Here is a 24,463-nt window from a genome sequence, read left to right on the forward strand (position 1 = left end):
ACCGGACGCCAGCCTGCTGCAAGCGGCATACGTGGCCCCGCAGAGTGAACTGGAACAACAGATCGCGGCGATCTGGGCCGATGTGCTGAAGCTGGAGCGAGTAGGCCTGGACGACAACTTCTTCGAACTGGGTGGCGACTCCATCGTTTCCCTTCAGGTCGTGGGCAAGGCCCGCCAGGCCGGCGTGCAGTTCACCCCCAAGCAACTGTTCCAGCATCAGACCGTACAAGGCCTGGCCACGGTGGCGCGGCGTGTTGTCGAAGGTATTGGCGAGCAAGGGCCGATCACGGGCAGCACACCGCTGACCCCGATTCAGCAATGGTTCTTCGAGGCCGACATTGGTGAGCGTGGGCATTGGAACCAGTCGATTCTGCTGACACCCAGCGAATCCCTGCAAGCGGACCGCCTGCACGATGCGTTGCTGGCACTGGTCGCCCATCATGATGCACTGCGCCTGGGCTTCGAGCAGCAGGCGGGGGCCTGGCAAGCCGAGTACAAGCCACAGCACCAGGCCCGGATACTCTGGGAGCATGCGTGCGCCGACGAGGAGGCGTTGTCCACACTCGCTGACCAGGCCCAACGCAGCCTGAACCTGCAGCAAGGCTTGCTGGTCCGTGCGCTGCTGGCCAGCCTGCCCGATGGCAGCCAGCGTCTGCTGCTGGTCATTCATCACCTGGCGGTAGATGGTGTGTCGTGGCGCCTGTTGCTGGAGGACCTGCAACAGGCCTACCAGGCCCTGGGCAACCGACAGCCGGTGCAATTGCCAGCCAAGACCAGCGCCTACAAGACCTGGGCGCAGCACCTGCAGGCCTATGCCCAGAGCGAGGCGCTGCAAGCGGAACTTGCCTACTGGCAAGCGCAGTTGCAGGGCACCAGCGACCACCTGCCGTGCGCCAATGCGCAGGGCGGCAACCAGCAGCAGCACGCTGCGTCGGTCAGTACGCGGCTGGGCCGCGAAGCCACCCGACAGTTGTTGCACGATGCGCCTGTGGCCTATCGCACGCAGATCAATGACTTGCTGCTGACGGCCCTGGCTCGGGTGATCGCCCGCTGGACCGAGCGGCCGGAGGTGCTGGTCAGGCTGGAAGGCCATGGCCGGGAAGACCTGTTCGATGACATTGACCTGAGCCGCACGGTGGGCTGGTTCACCAGCATGTACCCAGTGAAGCTGAGCCCGCTGGGCGGGATCGCCGAATCGATCAAGGCGGTCAAGGAGCAACTGCGGGCCGTGCCGAACAAAGGCCTGGGCTATGGCGCGCTGAAGTACATGGGGCCGGCTGGTGCGCGTGAGGCCCTGGCTGCGTTGCCTCAGGGCGAGATCGTGTTCAACTACCTCGGGCAGTTCGACGGTAGCTTCGACGAGCAGTCGGGCTTGTTCGCACCCGCGCGGGAATACGGCGGTGCGGCCAAACCAGCCGATGCGCCGCTCGATAGCCAGATCGCCCTGAACGGCCAGGTATACGGCGGCGAGCTGAAACTTGGCTGGACCTTCAGTGCGCAGCGCTACGACACCGCGGTCATGCAAAAGTTGGCAGATGACTATGCCGCAGAGCTTGGCGCGCTGATCGCTCATTGCTGCGAGCCTGGCAACCGTGGTGTAACGCCTTCGGACTTCCCACTGGCCGCGCTGCGCCAACAGCAGCTGGATGAGCTGCCGGCAGTTGCACGGCAGGTGGCCGATATCTACCCGCTGTCGCCGATGCAGCAGGGCATGCTGTTCCATTCGCTGCAGGGGCCTGAAGGCGCGCTTTACATCAACCAGACTTCGGTGGAAGTCAAAGGCCTGGAAATCGAACGGTTCGTGGCAGCCTGGCAGCAGGTGATCGACTGCCACGATATCCTGCGCAGTGCCTTCTGGTCGGCGCCCCACTTGGCCGAACCTTTGCAGCTTGTCTACCGCAAGGTCGAATTGCCGGTGGTCGTGCATGACTGGCGCGACCGCTCGGTAAGTGCGCAGATGCTGCAGGCGCTGGCCGAGGCCGATGCCGCACAAGGCCTGGACCTGAGTGTCGCACCGTTGATGCGCCTGACCCTGGTGCGGCTGGACGACGAACGTTTGCATCTGCTATGGACCCGTCATCACATACTGATGGACGGCTGGAGTACCTCGCGGCTGCTTGGCGAGGTGTTGCAGACTTACCATGGCCACCCTGCGCGAGCGCCGGCAGGGCGGTTTGGCGATTACATCCGCTGGCTTGCCGGGCAACCCAAGGCGGCGCTGGAGCAGTTCTGGCGAGGCAAGCTGCAAGAGCTGGAAAGCCCCACCTGGCTGGCGGACAGCCTGGCGGCTCGCCCGGCGGCAGACCTGCAGGGGCACGCCGCGCTGTACCTGCGTTGGGATGCCTCGCGTACCCGGCAACTGCGCGAGCAGGCCCAGCGCTTGCGCATCACCCCAAACACCTTGATCCAAGCGACCTGGCTGCTGCTGCTACAGCGCTATACCGGGCAAGCCACGGTGTGCTTCGGCGCCACCGTGGCGGGCCGGCCAGCCGGCTTGCGCGGTGCCGACGAAATGCTGGGGTTGTTCATCAACACCTTGCCGGTGGTGCAGACGCCCCAACCGCAGCAGCGGATTGTCGACTGGCTGCAGCAACTGCAGGCCTGCAACCTGGAACTGCGCGACCACGAACATGCAGCCTTGGCCGATGTGCAGCGCTGGGCAGGGCAGGCCGGGCAAGCGTTGTTCGACAGCATCGTGGTGTTCGAGAACTACCCGGTGGACGAACGCCTGCAGGAAGGTGGTGGTGGCTCGCTGCAGTTCGGTGAGGTGAGCAACCGCGACGTGACCAACTACGCCATGGACCTGGCGGTGCATCTGGGCGAGACGCTCTCGGTCGAGTTCCTCTACTTGCGCAACCGCTTCACGGAGCAAGCCACCGACAGCATTCGTGGCAGTTTCGAACGGCTGCTCGAGGGCATGCTCGACAACCCTCACGCCACCGTGGGCAGCCTGGACATGCTGACCCCGGCGCAAGCGCAGCAGGCCCAGGCTCGCAATGGCTTGCAGCCATGCGAGCAGGCCATGCCAAGGCTGGCCGAGCTGATTGCCCGGCATGCCCAGGTGCGGCCAGAGGCAATTGCGGTGGCCTGTGGCGAGCGACAGTTGAGCTACGCCCAGCTGGATGAGCGTGCCAACCGCCTGGCACACCACCTGATTGCCTTGGGTGCGCGCCCGGAGGTTACGGTCGGCATCGCCCTGGAACGCTCGGTGGAGGTGATCGTGGCATTTCTGGCGGTGATGAAAACCGGCGCCGCCTATGTGCCGCTGGATATCGACTACCCGCAGGATCGCTTGCAGTGGATTGTCGAGGATTCGGCCATGCACCTGCTGGTGACCAGCAGCGGCTTGCGCCAGCGTTTTGCCGGGGTGGAGCACTGCGTGGAGCTGGACCTTCTGGCTATCGCCAGCTTGCCGTCCGATGCCCCTCAGGTGATGGTGCACGACACCAACCTGGCGTACCTGATCTATACCTCTGGCTCTACCGGCAAGCCCAAGGGCGTGGCGGTCAGCCACGGGCAGATCGGCATGCACTGCCAGGCAATCGCCCGCCTTTACCAGATGGATGAAAGCACTCGCGAGCTGTTGTTCATGTCGTTCGCTTTCGACGGTGCCCAGGAGCGTTGGCTGTCGACCCTGTCGTCGGGCGGCTGCCTGGTGGTGCGCGGTAGCCAGCTGTGGACTGCCGAGCAAACCTGGCAGGTACTGCATGCCGAGCGCATCGACATTGCCTGCTTCCCGCCGGCGTATCTGCAGCAACTGGCCGAGTTCGCGCAAACCCGGCAGGAGGCCGCACCGCCGGTGCGCATCTATTGCTTTGGCGGTGACGCGGTGCCCGATGCACTGTTCGAACTGGTCAAGCGGACCTTGCGCCCGCAGTTCCTGACCAATGGCTACGGGCCTACCGAAACGGTCGTGACCCCCCTGTTGTGGAAAGTATCGGCACAGCAGTCATGCCAGGCGGTGTATGCGCCGATCGGTGAGCGGGTTGGCCAGCGCACGCTGCATGTGCTGGACCAAAGCCTGAACCCGGTGCCCGATGGCGTGGCCGGGGAACTCTACATTGGTGGCGAGGGTGTGGCGCGCGGGTATCACCAGCGTCCGTCCCTGACCGCCGAGCGCTTTGTCGCCGACCCGTTTGCCCAGGGCGGGCGGCTGTACCGCACCGGTGACCGGGTGCGTCGTCGGGCGGATGGCGTGATCGATTTCATCGGCCGCCTGGACAACCAGTTGAAGGTTCGCGGTTTCCGCATCGAACCTGGGGAAGTCGAAGCACGGCTGCGTAATCTGGCGGATGTGCGGGATGCTGTGGTGGTGGCCCGGGAGGGCGCTACCGGCAAGCAATTGGTGGCGTATCTGGTCACCGGCAATGGGGTGACTTCCGCTACGCCATTGCGTGACGCCTTGCGTGCCGACCTGCCGGACTACATGGTGCCGACCCAGTGGGTATTGCTGCCGGCGTTTCCACTCACGCCCAATGGCAAGATCGATCGCAATGCGCTGCCGGCCCCGGAGTTGGCCGGGCGCCCGGTGCGGGTGGCTCCGCGCGATGACACGGAAAAGGCGCTGGCGGCCATCTGGCAGGAAGTGCTGGAGGTGGATGAAGTTGGTGTCGATGACAACTTCTTCGAATTGGGGGGCGATTCGCTGCGCGTGCTGAAGATGCTGTCGAAGGTACGAGCACGGCCCGACCTGTCGATCGAGCTGAAACTGCGCGATGTCATGGCCAGGCCCACCATTGGCGAGCTTTCCGGCTATACCGATGCCGACGTTGCCCTTGATCCGCTGCTGCTGCTCAACAGCCGGGTAGCCGGGGCCAGGCCGCTGTTCTGCCTGCATGCAGGCTTTGGCACGGTGTTCGACTACGAGCCGCTGGCGCGCCGGCTGGAAGGGCATTGCAGCGTCTACGGCGTGCAATGCCGCATGTTGCTCGATCGCAACTGGCAGGATGATTCGTTGCAGGCCATGGCGATCGACTATGCCCAGTACATTCGCCAGAAGCAGCCCGAAGGGCCATACCAGCTTGCCGGCTGGTCGCTGGGTGGCACGCTGGCGGTGCTGGTGGCCCAGGAGCTGGAAGCCCAGGGCCAGCAAGTATCGTTGCTTGGCCTGGTCGACAGTTTTATCCCAACCGGTGCGCCGGCAACGCCGGCGGCGGACTGGAGTGCCGACCTTGGCAGCTTCCTGAGTGTGCTGCTGGGGCTGGCCAAGGAGCAGCTGGTGCTGCCTGCCATCGCGGCGGGCAGTGGTGTGCCGCTGCTTGAGCGGCTGATCGAAGAGGCACGCTCGGGGCTGCAGGTAGCGTCGGCCTTCGCCAGTGTCGAAAGCGCCGAACTGGCCCACACCTTTGCCGTGGCGATGCGGCTCAAGGCGTTGTCGGAACGGTTGCCGGCATTGCCGGCAACCCGCGCCGCTGCCTTGTGCTGGTGGGCAGGTGACCATGGCCAACGCTTCGCGGTTCACGGAAGCGGTGAGAACCACGCGGTTGCAGCGGGTCACTATGACATCCTCAAGCATCCGGACGTGATCGAGGGGCTTGCGGCAAGGCTGGTGGCGGAGCCGGTCATGGGTTGACCCGGCAAGGCCGGCTGAATGACCTGTGGGGCCCGCGTTCAACGTGGGCCCCACAGGTTTTTTCATGTCGGCAGTGTCGCCACCGAGACGAAAAAAGCGGCGTCATCCTGTGTGGATGACGCCGCTTCGATTACAACGGTACAGGTGGCTGTCGGCCTAGAAGTCGTAGCGCAGGCTCATGGTGGCGTTACGCGGGTCACCGTAATGGCCAACACTGCCGCCGATACCCGAGTAGTACTTCTCGTCGAAGATGTTGTTCAGGTTCAGAGTGGCGGCCAGATGGTCGGTGACCTGATAGCGCGCCATCAGGCTGGCAACGGTGTAGTCATCCTGGGTGGCTCGGGCTTTGAGGTTGGTGTAGTAGAGCGACATGCTGGAGTTCCAGGACACCCCGCCACCCACGGTCAGCCTGTTCCAGTCACCCTGGAAGCGATAGGTGTTCCAGAAGCGGAAAGTGTCCATGGAGTACTGCGTCAGCTGGCGCTCGCCCTCGGCGTCTTCCGTGCGGGCATGGCTGTAGCTGGTCATGACTTGCCAACCAGGCAGTACTTCGCCCGAAAGCTCCAGGTCGATACCTTTGGTCTCGGTACCCTTTGCAGCCTTGTAGGCTTGCTCGCCTCCCGAGCCATCCTGTTTTACCGTGCCGTTCACCAGCACACCGTTGTCCACTACTGCCAAATTGTCGCGCTTGACCAGGAACAGTGCCGTGCTGGCATTCAGACGACCGTCGTAGAATGCCCCTTTCCAGCCCACTTCATAGTTGGCGCCTACGACCGGGCCGATGACCGAACCGTTGCTATCGCGGCTTGATTGTGGCTTGAAGATATCGGTATAGCTGGCGTACACCGATTGCTCAGGGGTCAGGTCATAGGTGATGCCCGCGTACGGTGTTACCTCACCCCGCTCGTGCATCTTGACGTCCGGCGATCCGAATGAGGTAGGCCAGTAGTAATAGTCGTAGTCATAGTCGGAGGTGCGCGCGCCCACGATTACGTTCAGGTCATCCATCAGGTTGAACTTGAATGCCGCGTAGGTGCCGCGCTGGCTGCTCTTGATGTTGAGAATTTCCCCAAGTGCGCCAGTCTCGGTTGGCCGAGGCAGGTAGTTGTCCCAGTCATAGAAGTTGACGGTTGTGCTGCCAACGTCATAACCGGTGTGATCGTTCTTGTAATCCTGATAGTTGAAGCCGGTGATGAACTCGTGAGTGCGCCCGAACAGGGAAAACGGCCCCTGCAGGGTCAGGTCCACGCCGCGTTGAGTCTGATCGGCTTCGGCATTGTAGCGCAGCATTCTCGCGGCGCCGGTTGCTTCATCAATCCATGCTCGGTTCGTCGTGGTCTGGTATGAGCCGTTGTAGTTATCGCGATTGGAATCCATGTAGTTCGCGGCCAGCTTGATTTGCCAGTCATTGGCGAAGGAATGCTCGGCGGCCATGAAATAGTTGGTGGTTTCCAGCTCGTCGTACATCCAGCGGGCGCCGGAACTGGTCGAGCGGGAGAAGTTGGTCTGCTTGCCGTTGGTGAACAACAACGGTACACCCGGTGAACCGGTGGCTTTGAACTTCTGGTAGTCGACGCCGAAACGTACCAGGGTGTCGTCGTTCAGGTCCGCTTCGAGAACGCCGTAGAGGATGTCCTTGTCTTCCTTGTACCAGTCGCGAAAGCTGCCGCTTTTCTGCTTGGCCGCCACCATGCGCCCGCGCAGGTTGCCACCCTCGGTCAAGGGGCCGGAAACATCGACTTCGCTGCGGTAGGAGTCCCAGGAGCCGACAGTGCCCTGGATATGCGACTGGAATTCGCGGGTCGGGCGTTTGCGAATGAGGTTGACCACACCGCCGGGTTCACCCGCACCGGTCATCAGGCCGGTCGCGCCGCGGACGATTTCGACGCGGTCGTAAAGGGTCATGTCCAGCAACGTGCTGGGCATGTTGCGGGTCTGGTTTTCCTGGGTGGTGGTCACGCCGTCAAGCTGGTAGGTGTTGATGGCACTGCCGCGGGAATAGATGTTGTAGCGCAGGCCACCGTCCTGGGACATGGTGATGCCGGGTGTCTGGTTGAGCACCTGGGTCACGCTGTTGAGCTGCTGGTCGTCCATGCGCTGGCGGGTGACTACGCTGATCGACTGGGGCGTTTCACGGATCGACAGGTTCATCTTGGTGGCGGTGTTGGTCACACCGGTGGTGTAGGAGCCCGTGCCTTCGGTAGTGGCACCAAGGCCCACGCTATTGACGTTGGTCGCCGAAAGCTCGACCTGGCCGGCCTGTGCGCCCGAACTGGCCGTCACCGTCACGGTGTTGCCATCGATCTGGTAACGCAGCCCGGTGCCTTGCAGCAATGTCCGCAACGAAGACTGCAGGTCATGCCGGCCCTTGAGGGCCGTGGAGCGCAGCCCACTGATGTCCTCCGGGCTGTACAGCAACTGGGTATCGGTCTGCTTGGCCAGTGCCTGCAACGCCGAGTTCATCGACTGCGCGGGAATATCCAGGGTCCACTCCTGTGCCTGCACCTGGGCAACCATCGCAGCGGATATCGCCAGGCCCAGGCCGATGCGTGTGAACGCGCGCTGGGGACGAAGGGAATGACGGATCAGTAATGCTTTGGCAAGCGGGTTGAGCGGGCCGGGGAGGGACTTGGACATCTATTGCGGTCTCGTTGGCAGAGGGTTTTTTTCTATGTCAGCTATAGGACGCAGCACCTGTTAAAAACCGGAACGATTCTTATTGGCGATTTTTTTGGCCGGTGCTGCGTTAACCGCGTCACAACTTCACAGTTCGCGTGCTACGCGAAAGCCGAGGAAGTCACCGCGGGTGGTCTTGAGGCGGTCGTTGCGGTTGGCCGAGCGGGAGAAGATCGGCGGCTCGCCCCAGTCGTTGCCGCGCATGTGCGCGCGGATGCACTTGGGGTCCTGGATCCAGGCGCTGCCGTCGGTGGGGGCGCCTTCGTAGCTGTCGTGGTAGCAGTCGGCGACCCATTCGTAGACGTTGCCGTGCATGTCGTACATGCCGAAGGCATTGGGCGGGTAGCTGCCCACCGGGGCGGTGAAGGTATGCCCGTCCTTGGGGCCATAGGTGTTGGCGTGCTTGCTGATCTCGTACTTGCCCGGTTCGTCGAAGGGGAAGGGGAACGGGCCGCTGGAGCCGCCACGGGCGGCATATTCGCGTTCGGCTTCGCTGACCATGCGGTATGGCTTGCCGGTGGTTTTCGCCAGCCATCGGGTGTAGGCCTGCACTTCGTCGTAGTCGACGCACACCGCCGGCTGGCGGGGGCCTTGCTTGTAGCTGGGCTTGCTGGCTTCGCACCAGCGGCCGGGGCGGTCGTCGCCGCTCTTGATGACGGTGCCGGTGGCCTTGATGTAGGCGTCCAGTTCGCCGGCGGTGACCTGGTAGCGGCTCATGGCGAAGGGCTTGGCGAAGGTCACGGTGTGCAGCGGGCCCTCGTCGGGCTGGCGGCCGACTTCATCGTCGGGGGCCCCCATCACGTAGCTGCCGGCGGGCAGCACGACCATCTCGGGGCAGTCCTTGCAGTCTTTGAACACGTCGCCGGGCTTGGCGGCGTGGGCGTAGGCGCTGACCAGCAGCAGGCAGGTGATCTGGGCTGGCCGGTAGAGCCAGGCGGATACGTTCATCGGTGGTCCTCGAAACGGGTGAATGCGGGCTGCGTTTCGCATTCAGACGAATCGGGGTGGTGAGAAATTAACCAATACACACGCGACCCCTTACCAGCCAGTTAACGTCACTGGGGCTGCTGCGCAGCCCATCGCCGGCAAGCCAGGCTCCCACAGGGACCGCGAAAATCTTGAGTTCTGCGCCGTACTTGTGGGAGCCCGGCTTGCCGGCGATGGGCCGCAAAGCGGCCCCGGCAATATCGGCCTGGATGCAAAGAGCTTGGGCCGCTTCGCGCCCCCTCGCGACACAAGGCCGCTCCTACACGGGATTGTGGCCGGCGGGGTAGTTGCCTGCCAGGAAACACCGGGCTATAGTCCAGCCCATTGTTCTCTTCCCGAAGACCTGTTCATGCCAGCCAGCCCATCCACCACAAGCTTTGCCATCGCGCCAGTCGCGAGCATGGTCGTGCGTGGCTGCCAGCAGCCGGCGATGATCAGTCACTATCCAACACCACCTGTCAGTGGCGTCGTAGGCGGCGTAGCTCCGCCTCCTTGCGTGGTCGTGCTGGGCTGATCGGCTTCTGGCCGCATCCCTTCGCACACGCAACCTACTGAACACGGTCGGCGATTTCCCACGCTGAAGCGCACGCCGTCCGTCTGGCTTATTCGCCTTATATCAGGTGGCAATACATGTCTGTCTTTAGCAAAGCATCCGTGGCCTCGGCGGCCACTACCAGCCTGTTCGTCCTGCTGTGGAGCAGCGGGGCGATCGTCTCCAAGCTCGGCCTGGCGCATGCCAGCCCGTTTGCCTTCCTGCTGTTGCGCTCGGCGCTGGCCCTGGCCGGCCTGCTGCTGATCGGCCCATTGCTGGGGCTGCGCTGGCCGCGCAGTCGCGGGGCCATCCTGCGGGCCCTGGGCACTGGCTGTGTGCTGCTCGGCGCCTACCAGATCTTCTACCTGCTGGCGCTCGATACCCATGTCACCCCCGGCGTCATGGCCACGGTGATGGGGGTACAACCGATCCTGACCGTGGTGCTGATGGAGCGCCAGCGCTCCTGGAGCCGCTTGTTCGGCCTGGGGTTGGGGCTTGGCGGGTTGATCATGGTGGTCTACCAGGGCATCAACCTGGGCGGGGTGTCGTTGGCGGGAATGCTGTTCGCCTTGCTGGCGCTGGCCAGCATGACCTTCGGCTCGATCCTGCAGAAGCGCATCACCGACAACCCAATGGGCACGCTGCCGCTGCAGTACCTGGCCGGCTTTGCCATGTGCGCATTGTTCGCGCCGCTGCAGCCGCTGCATGTGGAGTGGACTGGTGGTTTCGTCGGCGCGCTGCTGTGGATGGGGCTGGTGGTCTCGCTACTGGCGACCCTGCTGCTGTATCGGCTGATCGCCAAGGGTAACCTGGTCAATGTCACCAGCCTGTTCTACCTGGTGCCGGCAGTGACCGCGGTGATGGACCTGCTGATCTTCGGCAACCGCCTGGCGCCGCTCAGCCTGCTGGGCATGGGGCTGATCGTGGTGGGCTTGCTGTTCGTGTTCCGCAAGCCCGCCGCGCGCCTGGCCGAGGCGTAGGCCCTAGCGGAATTCTTCGGGGATGGCGTGGCGCAGTACGCCTTCCTCGAAGTCCAGCAGGCCGGCTTCGCGCTGGGTGAGCAGGTAGTAGAGCAAGGTGTCGAGCGAGCGCTGCGGCGGGACCTCGACCGCCAGCATCTTCACCGCCTGCTCAGTTTCGCAGTTGCAGCCGAAATCGAGCAAGGCCGCGCGTACCTGGCCCAGGGTTTCCGGGGGCTTGACGATAACCCGGAACACCGAGCTGCCGCTGCTGTGGCGCAGTTCGGCGAACCAGGTTTCGCCGGCTTCCTCACGGGTGTCGATCACGTCGCCCGGGGCGATGCCGTAGACATGGAAGGGAATGTTGTCGACGGCATAGCCGCCTTCCACGGCCTTGGCCCACAGGCCCTCGACCGAGGCGGGCGGGTAGCCGTTTTCGTCCTGCTCCAGGCGGAACAGGACCTTCTTGTACGCGTCGTTCATCCTGTACCCCGCTTCAGCTGCGTGCCGGGCGCAGCACCAGCCACAATGCCAGGCCAATCAGCAGGCCGCCGTACAGGTGCGCCATCGACAACGGTTCGTCCAGCAGCCACGCCCCCCACAATACGCCGAATACCGGGATCAGGAAGGTCACGGTGCTGGCCATGACCGGGCCGATCTCCTCCAGCAGGCGGAAGTACAGGATGTAGGCGAACGCTGTGCACAGCAGGCCCAGGCCCAGCAGCGACAGCCACACCTGCCAGCCGCCCCAGCTGGCAGGTGGCTGGCTCAGCGCGCTCCAGGCGAACAGCGGGCTCAGCATCAGGGTGGCGCCGAGCATGCTGCCCAGTGCCGACAGGCGGCTGTCCAGGCCGCTGACCCAGCGGCGGGCAAGGAAGCCGGCAAAGCCGTAGCAGGTGGTGGCCGCCAGGCAGGCGAGGGCGCCTTGCAGCAGGGCCAGGTCCAGGGCCACCGGGCCGGCGCCGCTGAGGATGCCGACGCCGAACAGGCCCAGGAAGATGCCGCAGAGCTTGGCCAGGGTCATCGGTTCGCGGAAGAACAGCACGCCGATCAGCACACCCATCAGCGGCGTGGTGGCGTTGAAGATTGCCGAGTAGCCGGCGGGCAGCACCTGGGCGGCCACGGAGTAGAACGTGGCGGGGATACCGGAGTTGATCATGCCCAGCACCAGGCAGGCGCCGAGCTTGCCCTGGAAGTCCCAGCGCACGCGGGCGGCGGCGAGCAGTGCAACCAGGCCCAGGCAGGCGATGGACACACGGAAGAACGCCGTCGGCACCGTGCCCAGCTCGGGGGCGATGATGCGCATGAACAGGAAGCTCGCCCCCCAGACGGCGGCAAGGGTCAGCAGGCGGGCTAGGGCGATGGGGCTCACAACGGTCTCCGGAGGCAGGGCAGGGGCGCGAGTGTACGCCAGGGGGGCTGGGGATTCTTGTGCTTTCTTGCGGTGTAAACCTGTGCCGGCCTCTTCGCGGGTAAACCCGCTCCCACAGGTTCTGTGCAATGCTCGGCCCTGTGGTAATCCTGTGGGAGCGGGTTTACCCGCGAAGAGGCCGGCACAGGCGCCGTATTCCGGACAGGCAGACTAAGCTCTGTATCTCACTCTTGCACCGAGGTCCTCGCATGCCCCAGCCCTGGCCCGCTGTCGAAATCGCCCGAATGATCCTCGCCGGCTTCGACGACTACCGCGACCACTTCCAGCGCATAACCCTCGGTGCCCGCAAGCGCTTCGAGCAGGCGCGCTGGCAGGATATCCAGCGTGCCTCTGCCGCCCGCATCAATCTCTATGAAGAGAAGGTCGCCGAGGTCAACGGCTGGCTGCGTAATGGTTTTGCCGAGGACGTGCTGCTGGATGTGGAACAATGGCCGTTGGTAAAGAACGCCTATATCCACCTGATCGACCCAAGGCTGGACGACGAGCTGTCCGAGACCTGGTACAACTCGCTGTTCTGCAGCCTGTTCAGCCACGACCTGATCAGCGACGGCTGCATGTTCATCCACACCACCCGACCGTCCATGCGCAGCCGTGAGCGCGCCGCGCAAACCCGTACCTATCGGCCTGATGCTGGGCTCAAGAGCCTGCTGCGGGCAGTGTTCAGCGATTACCCGTTCGAAGTGCCGTACAGCAACCTGGAAGGCGACTTGGTGCGCCTGGAGGATCAGCTGCGCGAGTGCCTGCCGGACTGGGTATGCAAGGATCCGAAACTGGCGTTGGAGCTGTTTGTGCCGGTGCTGTACCGCAACAAGGGCGCCTACCTGGTCGGCCGGCTGTTCAACAGCGACGAGCAGTGGCCGCTGGTAATACCGCTGCTGCACTGCGAAGGGCACGGTATCGAGGCCGATGCGCTGATCACCGACGAGGCCGAGGTGTCGATCATCTTTTCCTTCACCCGCTCGTACTTCATGGTCGATGTGCCGGTGCCGGCGGAGTTCGTCAACTTCCTCAAGCGCATTTTGCCTGGCAAGCACGTGGCCGAGCTGTACACCTCCATCGGTTTCTACAAGCACGGCAAGTCGGAGTTCTATCGGGCGCTGATCAACCACCTGGCCAGCAGCGACGACCGCTTCGTCATGGCGCCCGGGGTACGCGGCATGGTCATGAGCGTGTTCACCCTGCCGGGCTTCAACACCGTGTTCAAGATCATCAAGGACCGCTTTTCACCGTCGAAGACGGTCGACCGTGCCACGGTGATCGACAAGTACCGGCTGGTGAAAAGCGTCGACCGCGTCGGGCGCATGGCCGATACCCAGGAGTTCGCCGATTTTCGCTTCCCGCGTAGCAAGTTCGAGCCGGAATGCCTGGCCGAACTGCTGGAGGTGGCGCCATCGACCGTGGCGCTGGAGGGTGACACGGTGCTGATCCGCCACTGCTGGACCGAGCGGCGCATGACGCCGCTGAACCTGTACCTGGAACACGCCAGCGAGGGCCAGGTGCTGGAGGCCCTGGAGGATTACGGCCTGGCCATCAAGCAGCTGGCGGCGGCGAATATCTTCCCTGGCGACATGCTGCTGAAGAACTTTGGCGTTACCCGCCATGGCCGGGTGGTGTTCTATGACTATGACGAGATCAGCTTTCTGACCGAGGTGAACTTCCGCCATATCCCGCCGCCGCGTTACCCGGAGGACGAGATGTCGGGCGAGCCGTGGTACTCGATCGGGCCGCATGACGTGTTCCCCGAGGAGTTTCCGCCGTTCCTGTTTGCCGATATCGGCCAGCGGCGCTTGTTCAGCCGGCTGCATGGGGAGTTGTACGACGCGGATTACTGGAAGGGGCTGCAGGCGGCGATTCGTGAAGGGAAGGTGATCGATGTGTTTCCGTATCGGCGCAAGGGGCGGTGACTGTGCTTTGGCAGGCCTGGCCCCTTCGCGGGTAAACCCGCTCCCACACGTACGGCACAGGATTCGAAACCAGTGAGGTCTCTGTGGGAGCGGGTTTACCCGCGAAGAGGCCGGGCCTGCTTTTCCCAATTACCCCTTCAAACACTTCAATTCACTGAAATCGGTACGCACCTTGCCCAACCGCTCCTGCAGGTACCGCCGCTGCTGCGGGGTACTCTGGTGCACCAGGTCCACCAGCAAGCTGCGCGCCTGCTGCTCGGTATTCTGATACGCCGCCCGGTACTCCGGCGTCCACAAACTCTCCTTGCGCTGCAACAACGTCGCCAGGCGTGGCTCGAAGCTGGCGTCGTTGCGCTGGTTCATCGCCAGCAGCAATTGCTGCTGCCAGTGCGCGCGGTTGGCGATCCATTCGCGGTTCTGGTCGCCCAGCGCCTGGGACCAGGCCTGCACGCGCTGCTTCTGTACCGCGGTCAGCTCGCCAAACCACGGCGTCAGGCGTTTCTCCATGCGTTCGGTACGGCGGGCGATCTGCTTGTCCAGCGGCGTATCCACATACTTCTTCTGCCGTTCGCTGATGTCCTCGCGGAACGCCTCGCGCATCTCCGCCACCTGGCTATCGCTCATGCCGCGCAGCAACTCGGTGGCCGAAGGGGTGATTTCCTCGGCTACCCGGCCAATCGCCTCGCGGGCTTCGCGGGTACGCTGCTGCAGGGCCTGGTCGGTCACCTGGTCGTCGGCGACCATGCCGCGTACCCGGTCCAGCCAGTCGAGGTAACCAGGCAGCTGGGTCTTGCAATGCCAGGCCAGGTGCTCCCGCAGGCGGTCGTCAAGCATGGCCTTCTGCTCGCTGTTCATGGCCAGGTAGTCGCCCAGCGACCACGGCACCAGGCGGTCGAGGTTGCGGTAGGCCAGGTCGATACGGCTGCAGGCGGCCAGGGCCAGGGCGCAGCCGATGGCGACGAGCAGGGCTTTGGACAGGCGTAGCGGCATGGGCTGTTCCTTGCGGTGCTGGCCAGACGGTAGACGCAAGAGGGACGCTGACGGTTCCACTGCATCAGCGGTCGGGCGGCGCGCTGGCTTCAGGTGTAGAATAGCCGCCTTGTCTTGAGGAACATCGGAAATGGCTCTGCTTGGGCGTTACAACAGTTTGCAAATCGTGAAACACGTGGACTTCGGCCTGTACCTGGACGGCGGCGCCGACGGCGAGATCCTGCTGCCCGGGCGCTACATCCCGAAAAACGCCGAAACCGAAGTGGATGACTGGCTGAACGTGTTCATCTACCTGGACAGCGAAGACCAGCTGATCGCCACCACCGAGAAGCCCAAGGTGCAGGTTGGCGAGTTCGCCAGCCTCAAGGTCAAGGACATCAACGGTGCCGGCATCTTCCTCGACTGGGGCCTGTCCAAGGACCTGCTGATGCCGTACTCGGAAGAGGCGCGGCCGCTGAAGATCGGCGACTACTGCGTGGTGCACGTGTATCTCGACAAGCGCACCCGCCGCATCACCGCCACCTCACGCTTGGACCGTTACCTGGACCGCACCCCGGCGGACTACCAGGTAGGCCAGCCGGTCGAGCTGCTGGTGGCCGGCGAGACGCCGATGGGCTTCAAGGCGATCATCAACAACCGCCACTGGGGCCTGATCCACAAGAACGAGGTGTTCAAGTTCCTGCGCTCGGGCATGCACGAGAAGGGCTTCATCAAGGAAGTGCGCGCGGACGGCAAGATCGCCTTGAGCCTGCAACCGGTGGGTGCTGCCCTGGCCGACAGCCTGCAGGAGCAGATCATGGCGCGCCTGGAGGCCGAAGGCGGGGTGCTGGGGGTGTGCGACAAGAGCGACCCGGCGCTGATCAGCAAGCTGTTCAACGTCAGCAAGGGCAACTTCAAGAAGGCCATTGGCGGTTTGTTCAAGCAGGGCCGCATCGTCATCCATGACGATCGCATCGAGAAGGCCTGATCAGGCCTGCACGAAGGTACGGAAGTCCAGCTGCTCGCCACCCGGGCGGGTGTCGCGCAGCAGCGAGTCGCGGTCGGCGCTGAGGGCCAGGCTGATGGTCGAGCGGCGCTTGCCGGGGTTGCGCACTTCCATCTGTTCCTGGTGAGCGCGCAGGAAGTTGGTCGGCACCTTCAGGTGCTGCAGCTCGTCGCTTTCCGGGGTGTGCAGCAGTAGGTTGACCCAGTCGGGCTGGCCCTTGCGCAGCAGCGCCACCGGCACCTCGAACCACCACAGGTTGCGCTTGCGATCGAGGATGGCGAACAGGGTGTTGCTGCTGGTCAGCACCGGGCGGGCCAGTACTTCGTTACGCCGGGCGATGGCGGCGGGTTTGTCGAGTTTCATGCAGGTTCCTGCGGGTTGACGCTATGAAGGCCTGCATTGTGAGGGGTGGCGGGTAGCGGGGCAAGGTTTGCCAACCGCCTTGCCGTTCGGCTCGAGGGCGAAAAAACTCTTGGAACGCTTGGCGAAGGCGTCGGGTCCACCGACTGTCGGCACGGTCCACGTGCCCCCAATTGCAGGAGTTTTGCCATGAGCGGTACCAAAGACAAAGCGAAAGGCCTGGCCAACGAAGCGATCGGCAACGTCAAGCAGGGTGTCGGCAAAGTGACCGACAACGAGCGGCTGCGGGCCGAGGGGGAAGCGCAGGAGCTCAAGGGCGAGGGGCAACAGATCAAGGGCAACGTGAAGGACGCGGTGAAAAAGCCTTGATGTGAGGCCTGTCCCGGCCTTCTCGCGGGCACGCCCGCTCCCACAGGTACCGAACAGATTTTAAGCACTGTGCAGTACCTGTGGGAGCGGGCGTGCCCGCGAAGAGGCCGCTACTGGCGTAAGCAAATTCTTGCAGCATGGCCGGGATCAGCACAGCAGCGGCATGGTCTATTAGACTTACCGTGGTACACACGAATCAAGCGGCGAAAGGAGACGCTATGATTTTCCCCGACCTGCGCGGCCTGCCCCTGCACCGCGTGCTGGTACGCACCGTCAAGGAATTCCTCGACGACGAGATGTCGACCTACGCTTCCGCACTGGCCTACCAGATGCTGTTCTCGTTGTTCCCGTTCCTGCTGTTCCTGATCGCCCTGATCGGCTTCCTGCACCTGCCGGACTTCTTCTCCTGGCTGCGCCTGCAATCGGAACTGGTGCTGCCACCCCAGGCGCTGGAGCAGGTGAACCCGGTGATCGACCAGTTGCAGCAGTCCAAGGGCGGGCTGTTGTCGGTGGGTATCGTGATTGCCTTGTGGACCGCATCGGCCGGTGTGCGCCTGATGATGAGCGCGATGAACGCCGCCTACGATGTGCCCGAGGGCCGCCCGGTGTGGAAGCGCATTCCGTTGTCGATCATCTACACCGTGGGCATTGCCGGCATGTTGCTGGTGGCTGCGGCGCTGATGGTGCTGGGGCCGCAGGTGATGGAGTGGATTGCCGCCCAGGTCGGCATGCAGGAGGTGATCGTCACGGTGTGGACCATCCTGCGCTGGCCGGCGATCATCATCCTGATGATGGTGGCGGTGGCGCTGATCTACTACGTGATGCCCGATGTGAAGCAGCAGTTCCGCTTCATCACCCCGGGCTCGGTGCTGGCGGTGGTGGTGTGGATCTTGGCCTCGCTGGGCTTTGCCTACTATGTGAAGACCTTTGCCGACTACAACGCCATGTACGGCAGTATCGGTGCAATCATCGTGCTATTGCTGTATTTCTATATCTCCGCCGCCGTTTTGCTGCTGGGCGCGGAGATGAACGCAGTGATCGAGCACATGTCGAGCGAGGGCAAGAACCCTGGCGAGAAGGACGCCGATGAGCACAAGGCCCGCGAAACCATTACCGTGCTGGGCCATGAGCACCCTGTACCGAGCGAGCAGCAATCTTCCGAGCCGAACCCCCGATGATCCGTGACATTCTCAAGATGGGCGACGAACGCCTGCTGCGCATCGCCCCGCCAGTGCCCGAGCACATGCTCGGCAGTGCCGAACTGCAGCAACTGATCGATGACATGTTCGAAACCATGCGCCATGTGGGCGGCGTGGGCCTGGCCGCGCCACAGATCGGTATCGACCTGCAGCTGGTGATCTTCGGCTTCGAGCGCAGCGAGCGTTACCCGGATGCCGAACCGGTGCCGCAGACCATCCTGCTCAACCCGGTCATCACGCCGACGTCCAGCGAGATCGAGGACGGTTGGGAAGGCTGCCTGTCGGTACCCGGCCTGCGCGGCGTGGTGCCGCGTTTCAAGCACATCTGCTATGAAGGCATCGACCCCCAGGGCAACCCGATCAACCGCTTTGCCGACGGCTTCCATGCGCGGGTGGTGCAGCATGAATGTGACCACCTGATTGGTCGGCTGTACCCGTCACGCATCCAGGACTTTTCCCGGTTCGGTTACACCGAGGTGCTGTTCCCCGGGCTCGACGCCAGCGACGACTGACCTCGTTGCAGTGCCACCAGCCGCTTGCTGCGCTGGTAGCGCTGCAGGCGGCCAGCCAGGGCTTCCGGCAGCTGCTGGGCCATGTCGAAGCCCAGGCGCTGGTAGAAGGGCGCAAGGTCCGGGTGGCAGAACAGCCAGGTGGGCCCGCCAGCCTGCGCCAGCGCCGCCTCGACCAACCGCCCGGCCACCCCTTGGCTGCGCCGCTGCGGGTCGACGAACAACCCGGTCAGCCAGAAGCCATCGCCCACCGGGCTCAGGCTCAAGCCCGCGATGATGCCGGGGCCCCGCGCCACCCACAGCTCAGCATCGCCCGCAGCACGCATGCGTGAGCCGTGCTGGCGGTAAAAGTGGTCCAGCAGCCGGCGTTCCGGGGCCGAAAGTATCGAACAGTACAAATTTTCAGAAATTGCGCGCCCTGCCCTGAAAGGTGGCCAGAGGCTCTGGCCTGATGTTTTGCGGTGAACTTGTCGCAGATTGTTGCATATCTGGCAAGGGTGAATGTCCGAGTTCGGGGTTCAACTATTCCAGGCCGGGAGTAGACTTTTAGCCATCCCCACTGGCAGTACGAAGCGGGATCGGTACTTCGTGCCATCTTCACCGCAGATGGCAACTTCTCCGCGCCGGGCATGGCAATAGAAGTCAATCGATCAGCTTGAATGCTCAAAAGGCAAACTCACATGAAACCATTACTGATTCTTGCATTGGTCGGTATGTCCTCGTTCGCCCTCGCCGATGAGGCCAGACCCGTCTCCAGCGAGCCCGTCGCCCAGCAGTACGACTACTCCATGAACCTGGACATCAAGCGGGTGATCAACCTGTCGACCATCCCCAACGTCTGCGAAGTGGTACCTGCGACCATGACCTACGAAGACCACCAGGGCCAGGTGCACACCATCCAGTACCGGGCCATGGGTGAGGGGTGCCAGCAGGGTTGATCAGGCTCTTGCCTGGTGTTGATGGCCCTTTCGCCGGCTTGCTGGTGAGGGGGCCATCAACCGACTTGCAGTTCGGGCAACAGAAAAATCCTGAATGAATATCGAGGAAAAAGTGCTATCTTAATTTGATAGCATTTTTTGATGAACACTCGATACCGCAAAGTCCTCGACGCAATTTTCCGAACGCCGACCACGGCGTCGTTGGCTTTCTCCGAGATCGAGGCATTGGTACTCCATCTGGGCGGTGAGGTGCTGGAGCGGCAAGGCTCCAGGGTCAAGCTGGTGCTGGGTGGCCAATGCTGGAGATGTCATCGGCCTCATCCAGGCAAGGAAGCCAAGCGGTATCAGATTGAAGAAGCCCGTGAATTCCTCTTGCGGGCAGGAGTCAGGATATGAGTTGCATGCGCTACAAAGGCTACGCCGCCCGTATCGAGTACGACGCGCGTGACGATATCTTCGTCGGCCGTGTGCTTGGTATGCGTGACATCATCAGTTTTCACGCAAGCTCGGTGCCCGAGCTGCATGAGGCGTTTCGCGATGCGCTGGAAGACTACCTGGCCGATTGTGCAGAGCAGGGCATTGCGCCGGAAAAGCCTGCCTCGGGCAAAGTAATGCTGCGTATTCGGCCCGAAGTTCATGCTGCCGCGAGTGTTGCTGCCCGTGCTGCCGGCAAGAGCCTCAACCAGTGGGCCGACGAGGTCTTCGAACAAGCCGCAATGGCCTGAACAGGCCTGCTTTCTTTGTTTCTCGCGGGTATTCTGCAATTACTCATGCAGAATAGTTTCCGTTGCCTGTCGATTCCTCCAGTTCCCGTTCGACCAATAGGTGAGAGCACGTTGCACCCGTGCCCAATCACCCATGACCTGTCGGAGGAACCCCCGATGAGCACCGCAGCCGAAACCGAGATCCGCCAATTGATCGAGCGCTGGATGCAGGCCGTGCGCGACCGCGACATTCCCAACATCGTCGCTCCCTATGCCGACGATATTGTCGCCTTCGATGCCATTCAGGCCCTGCAATTCAAAGGCAAGGCAACCTACCAGGCGCATTGGGAAATGTGCATGGGCATGTGCCCCGGCCCGATGGTTTTCGAATTCGCCGAACTTACCGTGCATGCCGCTGGCGACCTGGCCTTGGCCCACTGGCTTAACCGCTGTGGCCCCGCGGACAACGAAAGCCAGTGCGGCTTCATGCGCGCCACCGTGGGCTATCGTCGTCAAGGTGGCCAGTGGCAGGTAATCCACGAACACTGGTCGGCGCCATTCGACATGGAAACCCAGAAAGCCCTGTTCGATCTCAAGCCCTGAGCCGTTATCGCCAAACGCACTTTGCCAATGCCCTGGAGGCGACCATGAAATACCTGTGCCTGGTCTATTGTGACGAGGGGCTGCTGCACAGCCTGCCCGACAGCCCGGAAGACGCCGAATGCATGGCGTATGCCGAATCCATCCAAGGCTCCGGGCGAATGCTGGCGGCCGAGGCGCTGAAGCCGGTGCAGACTGCCACCACAGTGCGCATGCGCAACGGGCACATGAGCCTGACCGACGGCCCGTTCGCCGAGACCAAGGAGCAACTGGCGGGCTTCTACCTGGTGGAAGCCCGCGACCTGAACGAGGCGCTGAACATCGCCAAGGGCATCCCCGCCGCGCGGGTCGGCAGTGTCGAGGTGCGGCCGGTGCGCGAACTGCAACCCTGACAGCAATGGAGACCTACCAGCATGAGCCTTGCACACCCCGCGCAAGCGCAACACGAGTTGTCCATCAGCCGCCTGATCGACGCGCCACCGGCCAAGGTGTTCCGCGCCTGGACCGAGCCCCAGTGGCTGATGCAGTGGTGGGGGCCGCACGGCATGACCACCCCGGAGTGCGAGATACAGTTGTGGATCGGCGGCCTGTTCCGCACCCTGATGCGCGCGCCGGATGGCAGCGAGTACCCGAACCAGGGCGTGTTCCTGGAGATCGCCGCGCCGCGGCGGCTGGTGTTCACCGATGCCTTCGGCCCAGGCTGGGTACCTTCGGACAAGGCCTTCATGACTGCCGTGATCAGTTTTGACGAGGAGCAGGGCAAAACCCGCTACACCGCCCGCGCCTGGCACTGGAATGCCGCCGATTGCCGCGCCCATGAGGAAATGGGCTTCCACCAGGGTTGGGGAGAAAGCATGGACCGCCTGGTGGAGGTGGTGACCCAGCGGATGCCCGACTGATGACGGCACTGGCGCAGGTGCGCGCCGAGGTCGAGGCGGTCTACCGGAGCGAGTCACGGCGCATCCTGGCGACGCTGATCCGCCTGCTGGGTGATTTCGACCTGGCCGAGGAGGCCATGCACGATGCCTTCTTCATCGCCGTCGAGCGCTGGCAGCGCGACGGTATCCCCGATAACCCGCGGGCGTGGCTGGTGTCCACCGGCCGCTTCAAGGCCATCGATGCGCTGCGCCGGCGCGCCCGATTCGACCGTTCCCAGGCGGACCTGAGCATGCTGCTCGACGGCCAGGCGCAGGACCCCAGCGAAGAAGAACTGCTGGCCGACGACCGCCTGCGGCTGATCTTCACCTGCTGCCACCCGGCCTTGTCCGCCGATGCCCAGGTGCCGCTGACCCTGCGTGAAGTCTGCGACCTGACCACCGAGCAGATCGCCCGTGCTTTCCTGCAGAGTCCGGCCACCATTGCCCAGCGTATCGTGCGCGCCAAGGCCAAGATCCGCGATGCCGGCATCCCTTATCAGGTGCCGGAGCTGAGCGAACTGCCCGAGCGCCTGGAGAGTGTGCTGCGGGTGATCTACCTGGTGTTCAACGAGGGCTATTCGGCGTCGGCGGGCGAGGCGCTGTTGCAGCAGGAGCTGAGCGATGAAGCCATTCGCCTGGCGCGCCTGCTGGTGCAGTTGCTGCCCGACCCGGAGGCGGTCGGCCTGCTGGCCCTGATGTTGCTGCAGGCGTCCCGGCAGCGCGCGCGTACCGATGGCCGGGGCAATCTGGTATTGCTCGAGCAGCAGGACCGTAGCCTGTGGGACCGGCAACGCATTGCCGAAGGCTGCGAACTGGTGCGCCAGGCCCTGCAAAGCCGGGCATTCGGTGCCTATACCGTGCAGGCGGCGATTGCGGCGGTGCATGCCGAAGCGGCTACGGCCGAAGCGACCGACTGGGCGGAGATCGTCGGGCTGTATGACGTGCTGCAGCGGCATTGGCCGTCAGCAGTGGTAGAACTGAACAGGGCCGTGGCGCTGGCGAAGCGGGATGGGCCGGAGGTTGGGCTGCGGGAAGTCGAAGGGATTCTGGCGAGGGGAGAGTTGCTGGACTATCACCTGGCGCATGCGACGCGGGGCGAGCTGCATTTCCAGCTGGGGCATATGGAAGAGGCCCGGGCGGCCTGGCGGCAGGCGCTGGCGCTGACCCGGCAGGAGCCGGAGCGCAGGCATATCGAGCGGCGGTTGCAGGCTATCGAATGATGTTGGCTGCGCCGGCCTCTTCGCGGGTAAACCCGCTCCCACAGGATTGCGTCACGGCTTGATGCTGTGAGATCCATGTGGGAGCGGGTTTACCCGCGAAAGGGCCGGTACTGCCTGCATCAATCTTCAGCTAGCCACAAAATTCGGCGGCGACACCAGCTCGACGGTCTGCTGCTTGCGCGGTGCGAGGATCTCGGCCTCGCCCTGGACCACCAGCTCATCATTCTGGTTGTACACATTGGTGGCGATGCGCACCTTGAATTTGGGCAGCTTCTCCAGGATTTCCAGGCGCACGGTCAGGGTATCGCCAATTTTCACCGGCTTCTGGAAGCTCATCTGCTGGCCCAGGTAGATGGTGCCAGGGCCAGGCAGGGTGCAGGCCACTGCAGCACTGATCAGCGCGCCGCTGAACATGCCGTGGGCAATGCGCTCGCGGAACATGCTCTTGGCAGCGAACTCGGCGTCCAGGTGTACCGGGTTGTGGTCACCGGACATCGCGGCGAACAACTGGATGTCGCGTTCTTCGACGGACTTCTTGTACTCGGCCTTCTGGCCGACTTCGAGGGCTTCGTAAGGCGTGTTGGTGACCTGGGACATCGGGGCTTCCTTAAGCGGTAGGCGAGGGCGGCTGTCATTCACTGCGCACAGGGCGGCCAAGAGCCAGCGCCTGTTCAAGCCAGCCGAGAATATCGGCGGTGACCTCGTCACGGTTGGTTTCGTTGAGTACTTCGTGCCGCGCCTCAGGATAGACGCGCAGCTGTACATGTCGATTGCCGGTCGCGCGCAGGGCGTCGGCCAGGTGGGTGAGACGCTTGCCGGCACTGACCGGATCACATTCACCACCGATTACCAGCAGCGGCAGGTTCGGATCGATCTGCGCGAGGTTACTCGGCTGGCTGATCTGCGCCAAGCCTTGCAGCAGGTCGAGCCACAACTGGTTGCTGCAGCGAAAGCCGCAAAGCGGGTCGTTGACGTACAGGTCGACCTGCGCCGGGTCGCGGCTGAGCCAGTCGAACGCCGTGCGGTTGGGCTTGAAGGCCTTGTTGAACGAGCCGAACGACAACCACTCGATCAGTGCGCTCTTGCCCAGCGGCCCCTGGCGCCAGGCTTCCAGCCGGGCAATCAGCCGCGCCACGTGGTACAGCGCCGCCGGCTGGTAGTTGGAGCCGCTGAGGATCGCCCCATGCAGGCTGCCACTGTGGTGCAGCAGGTAGGCCTGGGCGATGTAGCTGCCCATGCTGTGGCCGAACAGGAACAGCGGCGTGCACGGGTATTGCTGGCCGATGTGCTGGGCCAGCAGCCCGATGTCGTTGACCACGGCATTCCAGCCATGATGGCGGGCGAACAGGCCGAGGCTGCCCAGTTCGGCGGTGCGCCCATGGCCGCGCTGGTCGGCGGCGAACAGGGCGAAGCCGGCTTCGCTCAAGGCATGGCCCAGGTGCTGGTAGCGCCCGGCATGCTCGGCCATGCCATGGGCCAGCAACACCACGGCTTTTACCGGTGTGGCCGGCAACCATTGGTGCACGTACAGGCTGCAGTGCTCGCTGGCGGGCAGCCAGAAGGCGTCGTGAGGCATGGCGGGTCCTTGTGCGCACAGGTACCCGAACAGT

23 protein-coding genes and 1 pseudogene are annotated in these 24,463 nt (G+C 63.6%); 15 read left to right on the forward strand and 9 right to left on the reverse strand.

The window, feature by feature from the left end:
• Both CAG00_RS29260 and CAG00_RS06935 read left to right on the forward strand, forming a co-directional pair.
• Nucleotides 1-181 (forward strand): annotated as a pseudogene (locus CAG00_RS29260) (phosphopantetheine-binding protein); the annotation flags it as partial.
• Nucleotides 182-241: 60 nt separating this feature from the next.
• Complete coding sequence (locus CAG00_RS06935; protein ID WP_371915764.1) at nucleotides 242-5,572, forward strand: amino acid adenylation domain-containing protein; 5,331 nt, start codon at nucleotides 242-244, stop codon at nucleotides 5,570-5,572.
• Nucleotides 5,573-5,728: 156 nt separating this feature from the next.
• Here the strand turns inward: CAG00_RS06935 and CAG00_RS06940 are convergent, their stop codons facing one another.
• Together CAG00_RS06940 and CAG00_RS06945 are read right to left on the reverse strand one after the other, a co-directional pair.
• Nucleotides 5,729-8,209 (reverse strand): TonB-dependent siderophore receptor, encoded by a 2,481-nt coding sequence (locus tag CAG00_RS06940; RefSeq protein ID WP_085663921.1) that lies wholly within the window; start codon nucleotides 8,207-8,209, stop codon nucleotides 5,729-5,731.
• A 126-nt stretch (nucleotides 8,210-8,335) separates the two neighbouring features.
• Nucleotides 8,336-9,196, reverse strand: coding sequence for a formylglycine-generating enzyme family protein (locus CAG00_RS06945; protein ID WP_025340192.1), 861 nt, complete (start codon nucleotides 9,194-9,196; stop codon nucleotides 8,336-8,338).
• 669 nt (nucleotides 9,197-9,865) lie between these two features.
• Here CAG00_RS06945 and CAG00_RS06955 point away from each other — a divergent pair.
• Entirely contained in the window at nucleotides 9,866-10,747 is an 882-nt protein-coding gene (locus CAG00_RS06955) for a DMT family transporter (RefSeq protein ID WP_085663923.1), read from the forward strand.
• Nucleotides 10,748-10,750: 3 nt separating this feature from the next.
• Here the strand turns inward: CAG00_RS06955 and CAG00_RS06960 are convergent, their stop codons facing one another.
• Nucleotides 10,751-11,209 (reverse strand): DUF4265 domain-containing protein, encoded by a 459-nt coding sequence (locus CAG00_RS06960; protein WP_085663924.1) that lies wholly within the window; start codon nucleotides 11,207-11,209, stop codon nucleotides 10,751-10,753.
• A 13-nt stretch (nucleotides 11,210-11,222) separates the two neighbouring features.
• The gene (locus tag CAG00_RS06965) at nucleotides 11,223-12,098 is read right to left on the reverse strand and encodes a DMT family transporter (RefSeq protein WP_085663925.1); all 876 of its coding nucleotides are present in this window, start codon (nucleotides 12,096-12,098) and stop codon (nucleotides 11,223-11,225) included.
• A gap of 248 nt (nucleotides 12,099-12,346) precedes the next feature.
• Here CAG00_RS06965 and aceK point away from each other — a divergent pair, with 248 nt between their 5' ends.
• Nucleotides 12,347-14,062: a bifunctional isocitrate dehydrogenase kinase/phosphatase gene (gene aceK, locus CAG00_RS06975; RefSeq protein ID WP_085663927.1), complete on the forward strand. Its 1,716-nt coding sequence runs from the start codon at nucleotides 12,347-12,349 to the stop codon at nucleotides 14,060-14,062.
• Between the two features lie 129 nt (nucleotides 14,063-14,191).
• On the opposite strand, the gene CAG00_RS06980 is transcribed toward aceK, so the two are convergent.
• Nucleotides 14,192-15,052 carry a DUF6279 family lipoprotein gene (locus CAG00_RS06980; protein ID WP_085663928.1) on the reverse strand — a complete coding sequence of 287 codons (861 nt, stop codon included), beginning with the start codon at nucleotides 15,050-15,052 and terminating at the stop codon, nucleotides 14,192-14,194.
• A gap of 130 nt (nucleotides 15,053-15,182) precedes the next feature.
• On the opposite strand from CAG00_RS06980, the gene CAG00_RS06985 reads away from it, so the two are divergent.
• Complete coding sequence (locus tag CAG00_RS06985) at nucleotides 15,183-16,019, forward strand: S1 RNA-binding domain-containing protein (RefSeq protein ID WP_013973728.1); 837 nt, start codon at nucleotides 15,183-15,185, stop codon at nucleotides 16,017-16,019.
• Here CAG00_RS06985 and CAG00_RS06990 read toward each other — a convergent pair whose 3' ends face one another.
• A complete protein-coding gene (locus CAG00_RS06990) occupies nucleotides 16,020-16,400 on the reverse strand; it encodes a hypothetical protein (protein ID WP_085663929.1) in 381 nt (126 codons plus the stop codon).
• A gap of 186 nt (nucleotides 16,401-16,586) precedes the next feature.
• On the opposite strand from CAG00_RS06990, the gene CAG00_RS06995 reads away from it, so the two are divergent.
• The 3 genes from CAG00_RS06995 to def all read left to right on the forward strand — a co-directional run bounded on the left by CAG00_RS06995 (nucleotide 16,587) and on the right by def (nucleotide 18,477).
• The gene (locus CAG00_RS06995; protein ID WP_015271319.1) at nucleotides 16,587-16,766 is read left to right on the forward strand and encodes a CsbD family protein; all 180 of its coding nucleotides are present in this window, start codon (nucleotides 16,587-16,589) and stop codon (nucleotides 16,764-16,766) included.
• Nucleotides 16,767-16,984: 218 nt separating this feature from the next.
• On the forward strand, nucleotides 16,985-17,944 hold the full coding sequence (locus tag CAG00_RS07000; protein ID WP_025340186.1) for a YihY/virulence factor BrkB family protein: 960 nt from the start codon (nucleotides 16,985-16,987) through the stop codon (nucleotides 17,942-17,944).
• Nucleotides 17,941-18,477, forward strand: coding sequence for a peptide deformylase (def, locus tag CAG00_RS07005; protein WP_013973724.1), 537 nt, complete (start codon nucleotides 17,941-17,943; stop codon nucleotides 18,475-18,477). Before CAG00_RS07000 ends, def begins: the two co-directional genes overlap by 4 nt.
• On the opposite strand, the gene CAG00_RS07010 is transcribed toward def, so the two are convergent.
• Entirely contained in the window at nucleotides 18,432-18,800 is a 369-nt protein-coding gene (locus CAG00_RS07010) for a GNAT family N-acetyltransferase (RefSeq protein WP_084785241.1), read from the reverse strand. The two genes, def and CAG00_RS07010, sit on opposite strands and share 46 nt — an antisense overlap.
• 354 nt (nucleotides 18,801-19,154) lie before the next feature.
• Between CAG00_RS07010 and CAG00_RS07015 the strand changes: the two genes are divergently transcribed.
• The 7 genes from CAG00_RS07015 (at nucleotide 19,155) to CAG00_RS07045 (ending at nucleotide 22,853) form a co-directional block, all read left to right on the forward strand.
• Nucleotides 19,155-19,412 carry a DUF2790 domain-containing protein gene (locus CAG00_RS07015; RefSeq protein WP_004375752.1) on the forward strand — a complete coding sequence of 86 codons (258 nt, stop codon included), beginning with the start codon at nucleotides 19,155-19,157 and terminating at the stop codon, nucleotides 19,410-19,412.
• Between the two features lie 141 nt (nucleotides 19,413-19,553).
• A complete protein-coding gene (locus CAG00_RS07020) occupies nucleotides 19,554-19,808 on the forward strand; it encodes a type II toxin-antitoxin system HicA family toxin (protein WP_075045999.1) in 255 nt (84 codons plus the stop codon).
• Complete coding sequence (locus tag CAG00_RS07025; protein WP_015271315.1) at nucleotides 19,805-20,137, forward strand: type II toxin-antitoxin system HicB family antitoxin; 333 nt, start codon at nucleotides 19,805-19,807, stop codon at nucleotides 20,135-20,137. Before CAG00_RS07020 ends, CAG00_RS07025 begins: the two co-directional genes overlap by 4 nt.
• A gap of 156 nt (nucleotides 20,138-20,293) precedes the next feature.
• Nucleotides 20,294-20,719 (forward strand): nuclear transport factor 2 family protein, encoded by a 426-nt coding sequence (locus tag CAG00_RS07030; RefSeq protein ID WP_025340184.1) that lies wholly within the window; start codon nucleotides 20,294-20,296, stop codon nucleotides 20,717-20,719.
• 44 nt (nucleotides 20,720-20,763) lie between these two features.
• On the forward strand, nucleotides 20,764-21,108 hold the full coding sequence (locus tag CAG00_RS07035) for a YciI family protein (protein WP_013973721.1): 345 nt from the start codon (nucleotides 20,764-20,766) through the stop codon (nucleotides 21,106-21,108).
• 21 nt (nucleotides 21,109-21,129) lie between these two features.
• Entirely contained in the window at nucleotides 21,130-21,615 is a 486-nt protein-coding gene (locus CAG00_RS07040; protein WP_085663930.1) for an SRPBCC family protein, read from the forward strand.
• On the forward strand, nucleotides 21,615-22,853 hold the full coding sequence (locus CAG00_RS07045; protein ID WP_085663931.1) for an RNA polymerase sigma factor: 1,239 nt from the start codon (nucleotides 21,615-21,617) through the stop codon (nucleotides 22,851-22,853). Before CAG00_RS07040 ends, CAG00_RS07045 begins: the two co-directional genes overlap by 1 nt.
• A gap of 126 nt (nucleotides 22,854-22,979) precedes the next feature.
• Here the strand turns inward: CAG00_RS07045 and CAG00_RS07050 are convergent, their stop codons facing one another.
• Nucleotides 22,980-23,450 carry a MaoC family dehydratase gene (locus tag CAG00_RS07050; RefSeq protein ID WP_012273633.1) on the reverse strand — a complete coding sequence of 157 codons (471 nt, stop codon included), beginning with the start codon at nucleotides 23,448-23,450 and terminating at the stop codon, nucleotides 22,980-22,982.
• Nucleotides 23,451-23,484: 34 nt separating this feature from the next.
• Nucleotides 23,485-24,429 (reverse strand): alpha/beta hydrolase, encoded by a 945-nt coding sequence (locus CAG00_RS07055; protein WP_085618628.1) that lies wholly within the window; start codon nucleotides 24,427-24,429, stop codon nucleotides 23,485-23,487.
• Nucleotides 24,430-24,463 lie beyond the last annotated feature (34 nt).

It is taken from the genome of Pseudomonas sp. B5(2017) (assembly GCF_002112825.1).
GTDB lineage: Bacteria > Pseudomonadota > Gammaproteobacteria > Pseudomonadales > Pseudomonadaceae > Aquipseudomonas > Aquipseudomonas putida_Z.

Excerpts from the sequence above, each read along its gene's own strand:
- CAG00_RS07000 (WP_025340186.1), top strand. The coding sequence starts at position 16,985 with ATGATTTTCCCCGACCTGCGCGGCCTGCCCCTGCACCGCGTGCTGGTA.
- CAG00_RS06945 (WP_025340192.1), bottom strand. The coding sequence starts at position 9,196 with ATGAACGTATCCGCCTGGCTCTACCGGCCAGCCCAGATCACCTGCCTG.
- CAG00_RS06980 (WP_085663928.1), bottom strand. The coding sequence starts at position 15,052 with ATGCCGCTACGCCTGTCCAAAGCCCTGCTCGTCGCCATCGGCTGCGCC.
- CAG00_RS07030 (WP_025340184.1), top strand. The coding sequence starts at position 20,294 with ATGAGCACCGCAGCCGAAACCGAGATCCGCCAATTGATCGAGCGCTGG.
- CAG00_RS07025 (WP_015271315.1), top strand. The coding sequence starts at position 19,805 with ATGAGTTGCATGCGCTACAAAGGCTACGCCGCCCGTATCGAGTACGAC.
- CAG00_RS06990 (WP_085663929.1), bottom strand. The coding sequence starts at position 16,400 with ATGAAACTCGACAAACCCGCCGCCATCGCCCGGCGTAACGAAGTACTG.
- CAG00_RS06985 (WP_013973728.1), top strand. The coding sequence starts at position 15,183 with ATGGCTCTGCTTGGGCGTTACAACAGTTTGCAAATCGTGAAACACGTG.
- def (WP_013973724.1), top strand. The coding sequence starts at position 17,941 with ATGATCCGTGACATTCTCAAGATGGGCGACGAACGCCTGCTGCGCATC.
- CAG00_RS07055 (WP_085618628.1), bottom strand. The coding sequence starts at position 24,429 with ATGCCTCACGACGCCTTCTGGCTGCCCGCCAGCGAGCACTGCAGCCTG.
- CAG00_RS07040 (WP_085663930.1), top strand. The coding sequence starts at position 21,130 with ATGAGCCTTGCACACCCCGCGCAAGCGCAACACGAGTTGTCCATCAGC.
- CAG00_RS07050 (WP_012273633.1), bottom strand. The coding sequence starts at position 23,450 with ATGTCCCAGGTCACCAACACGCCTTACGAAGCCCTCGAAGTCGGCCAG.
- aceK (WP_085663927.1), top strand. The coding sequence starts at position 12,347 with ATGCCCCAGCCCTGGCCCGCTGTCGAAATCGCCCGAATGATCCTCGCC.
- CAG00_RS06960 (WP_085663924.1), bottom strand. The coding sequence starts at position 11,209 with ATGAACGACGCGTACAAGAAGGTCCTGTTCCGCCTGGAGCAGGACGAA.
- CAG00_RS07045 (WP_085663931.1), top strand. The coding sequence starts at position 21,615 with ATGACGGCACTGGCGCAGGTGCGCGCCGAGGTCGAGGCGGTCTACCGG.
- CAG00_RS07015 (WP_004375752.1), top strand. The coding sequence starts at position 19,155 with ATGAAACCATTACTGATTCTTGCATTGGTCGGTATGTCCTCGTTCGCC.
- CAG00_RS06940 (WP_085663921.1), bottom strand. The coding sequence starts at position 8,209 with ATGTCCAAGTCCCTCCCCGGCCCGCTCAACCCGCTTGCCAAAGCATTA.
- CAG00_RS07035 (WP_013973721.1), top strand. The coding sequence starts at position 20,764 with ATGAAATACCTGTGCCTGGTCTATTGTGACGAGGGGCTGCTGCACAGC.
- CAG00_RS07010 (WP_084785241.1), bottom strand. The coding sequence starts at position 18,800 with ATGCGTGCTGCGGGCGATGCTGAGCTGTGGGTGGCGCGGGGCCCCGGC.
- CAG00_RS06955 (WP_085663923.1), top strand. The coding sequence starts at position 9,866 with ATGTCTGTCTTTAGCAAAGCATCCGTGGCCTCGGCGGCCACTACCAGC.
- CAG00_RS07020 (WP_075045999.1), top strand. The coding sequence starts at position 19,554 with ATGAACACTCGATACCGCAAAGTCCTCGACGCAATTTTCCGAACGCCG.
- CAG00_RS06995 (WP_015271319.1), top strand. The coding sequence starts at position 16,587 with ATGAGCGGTACCAAAGACAAAGCGAAAGGCCTGGCCAACGAAGCGATC.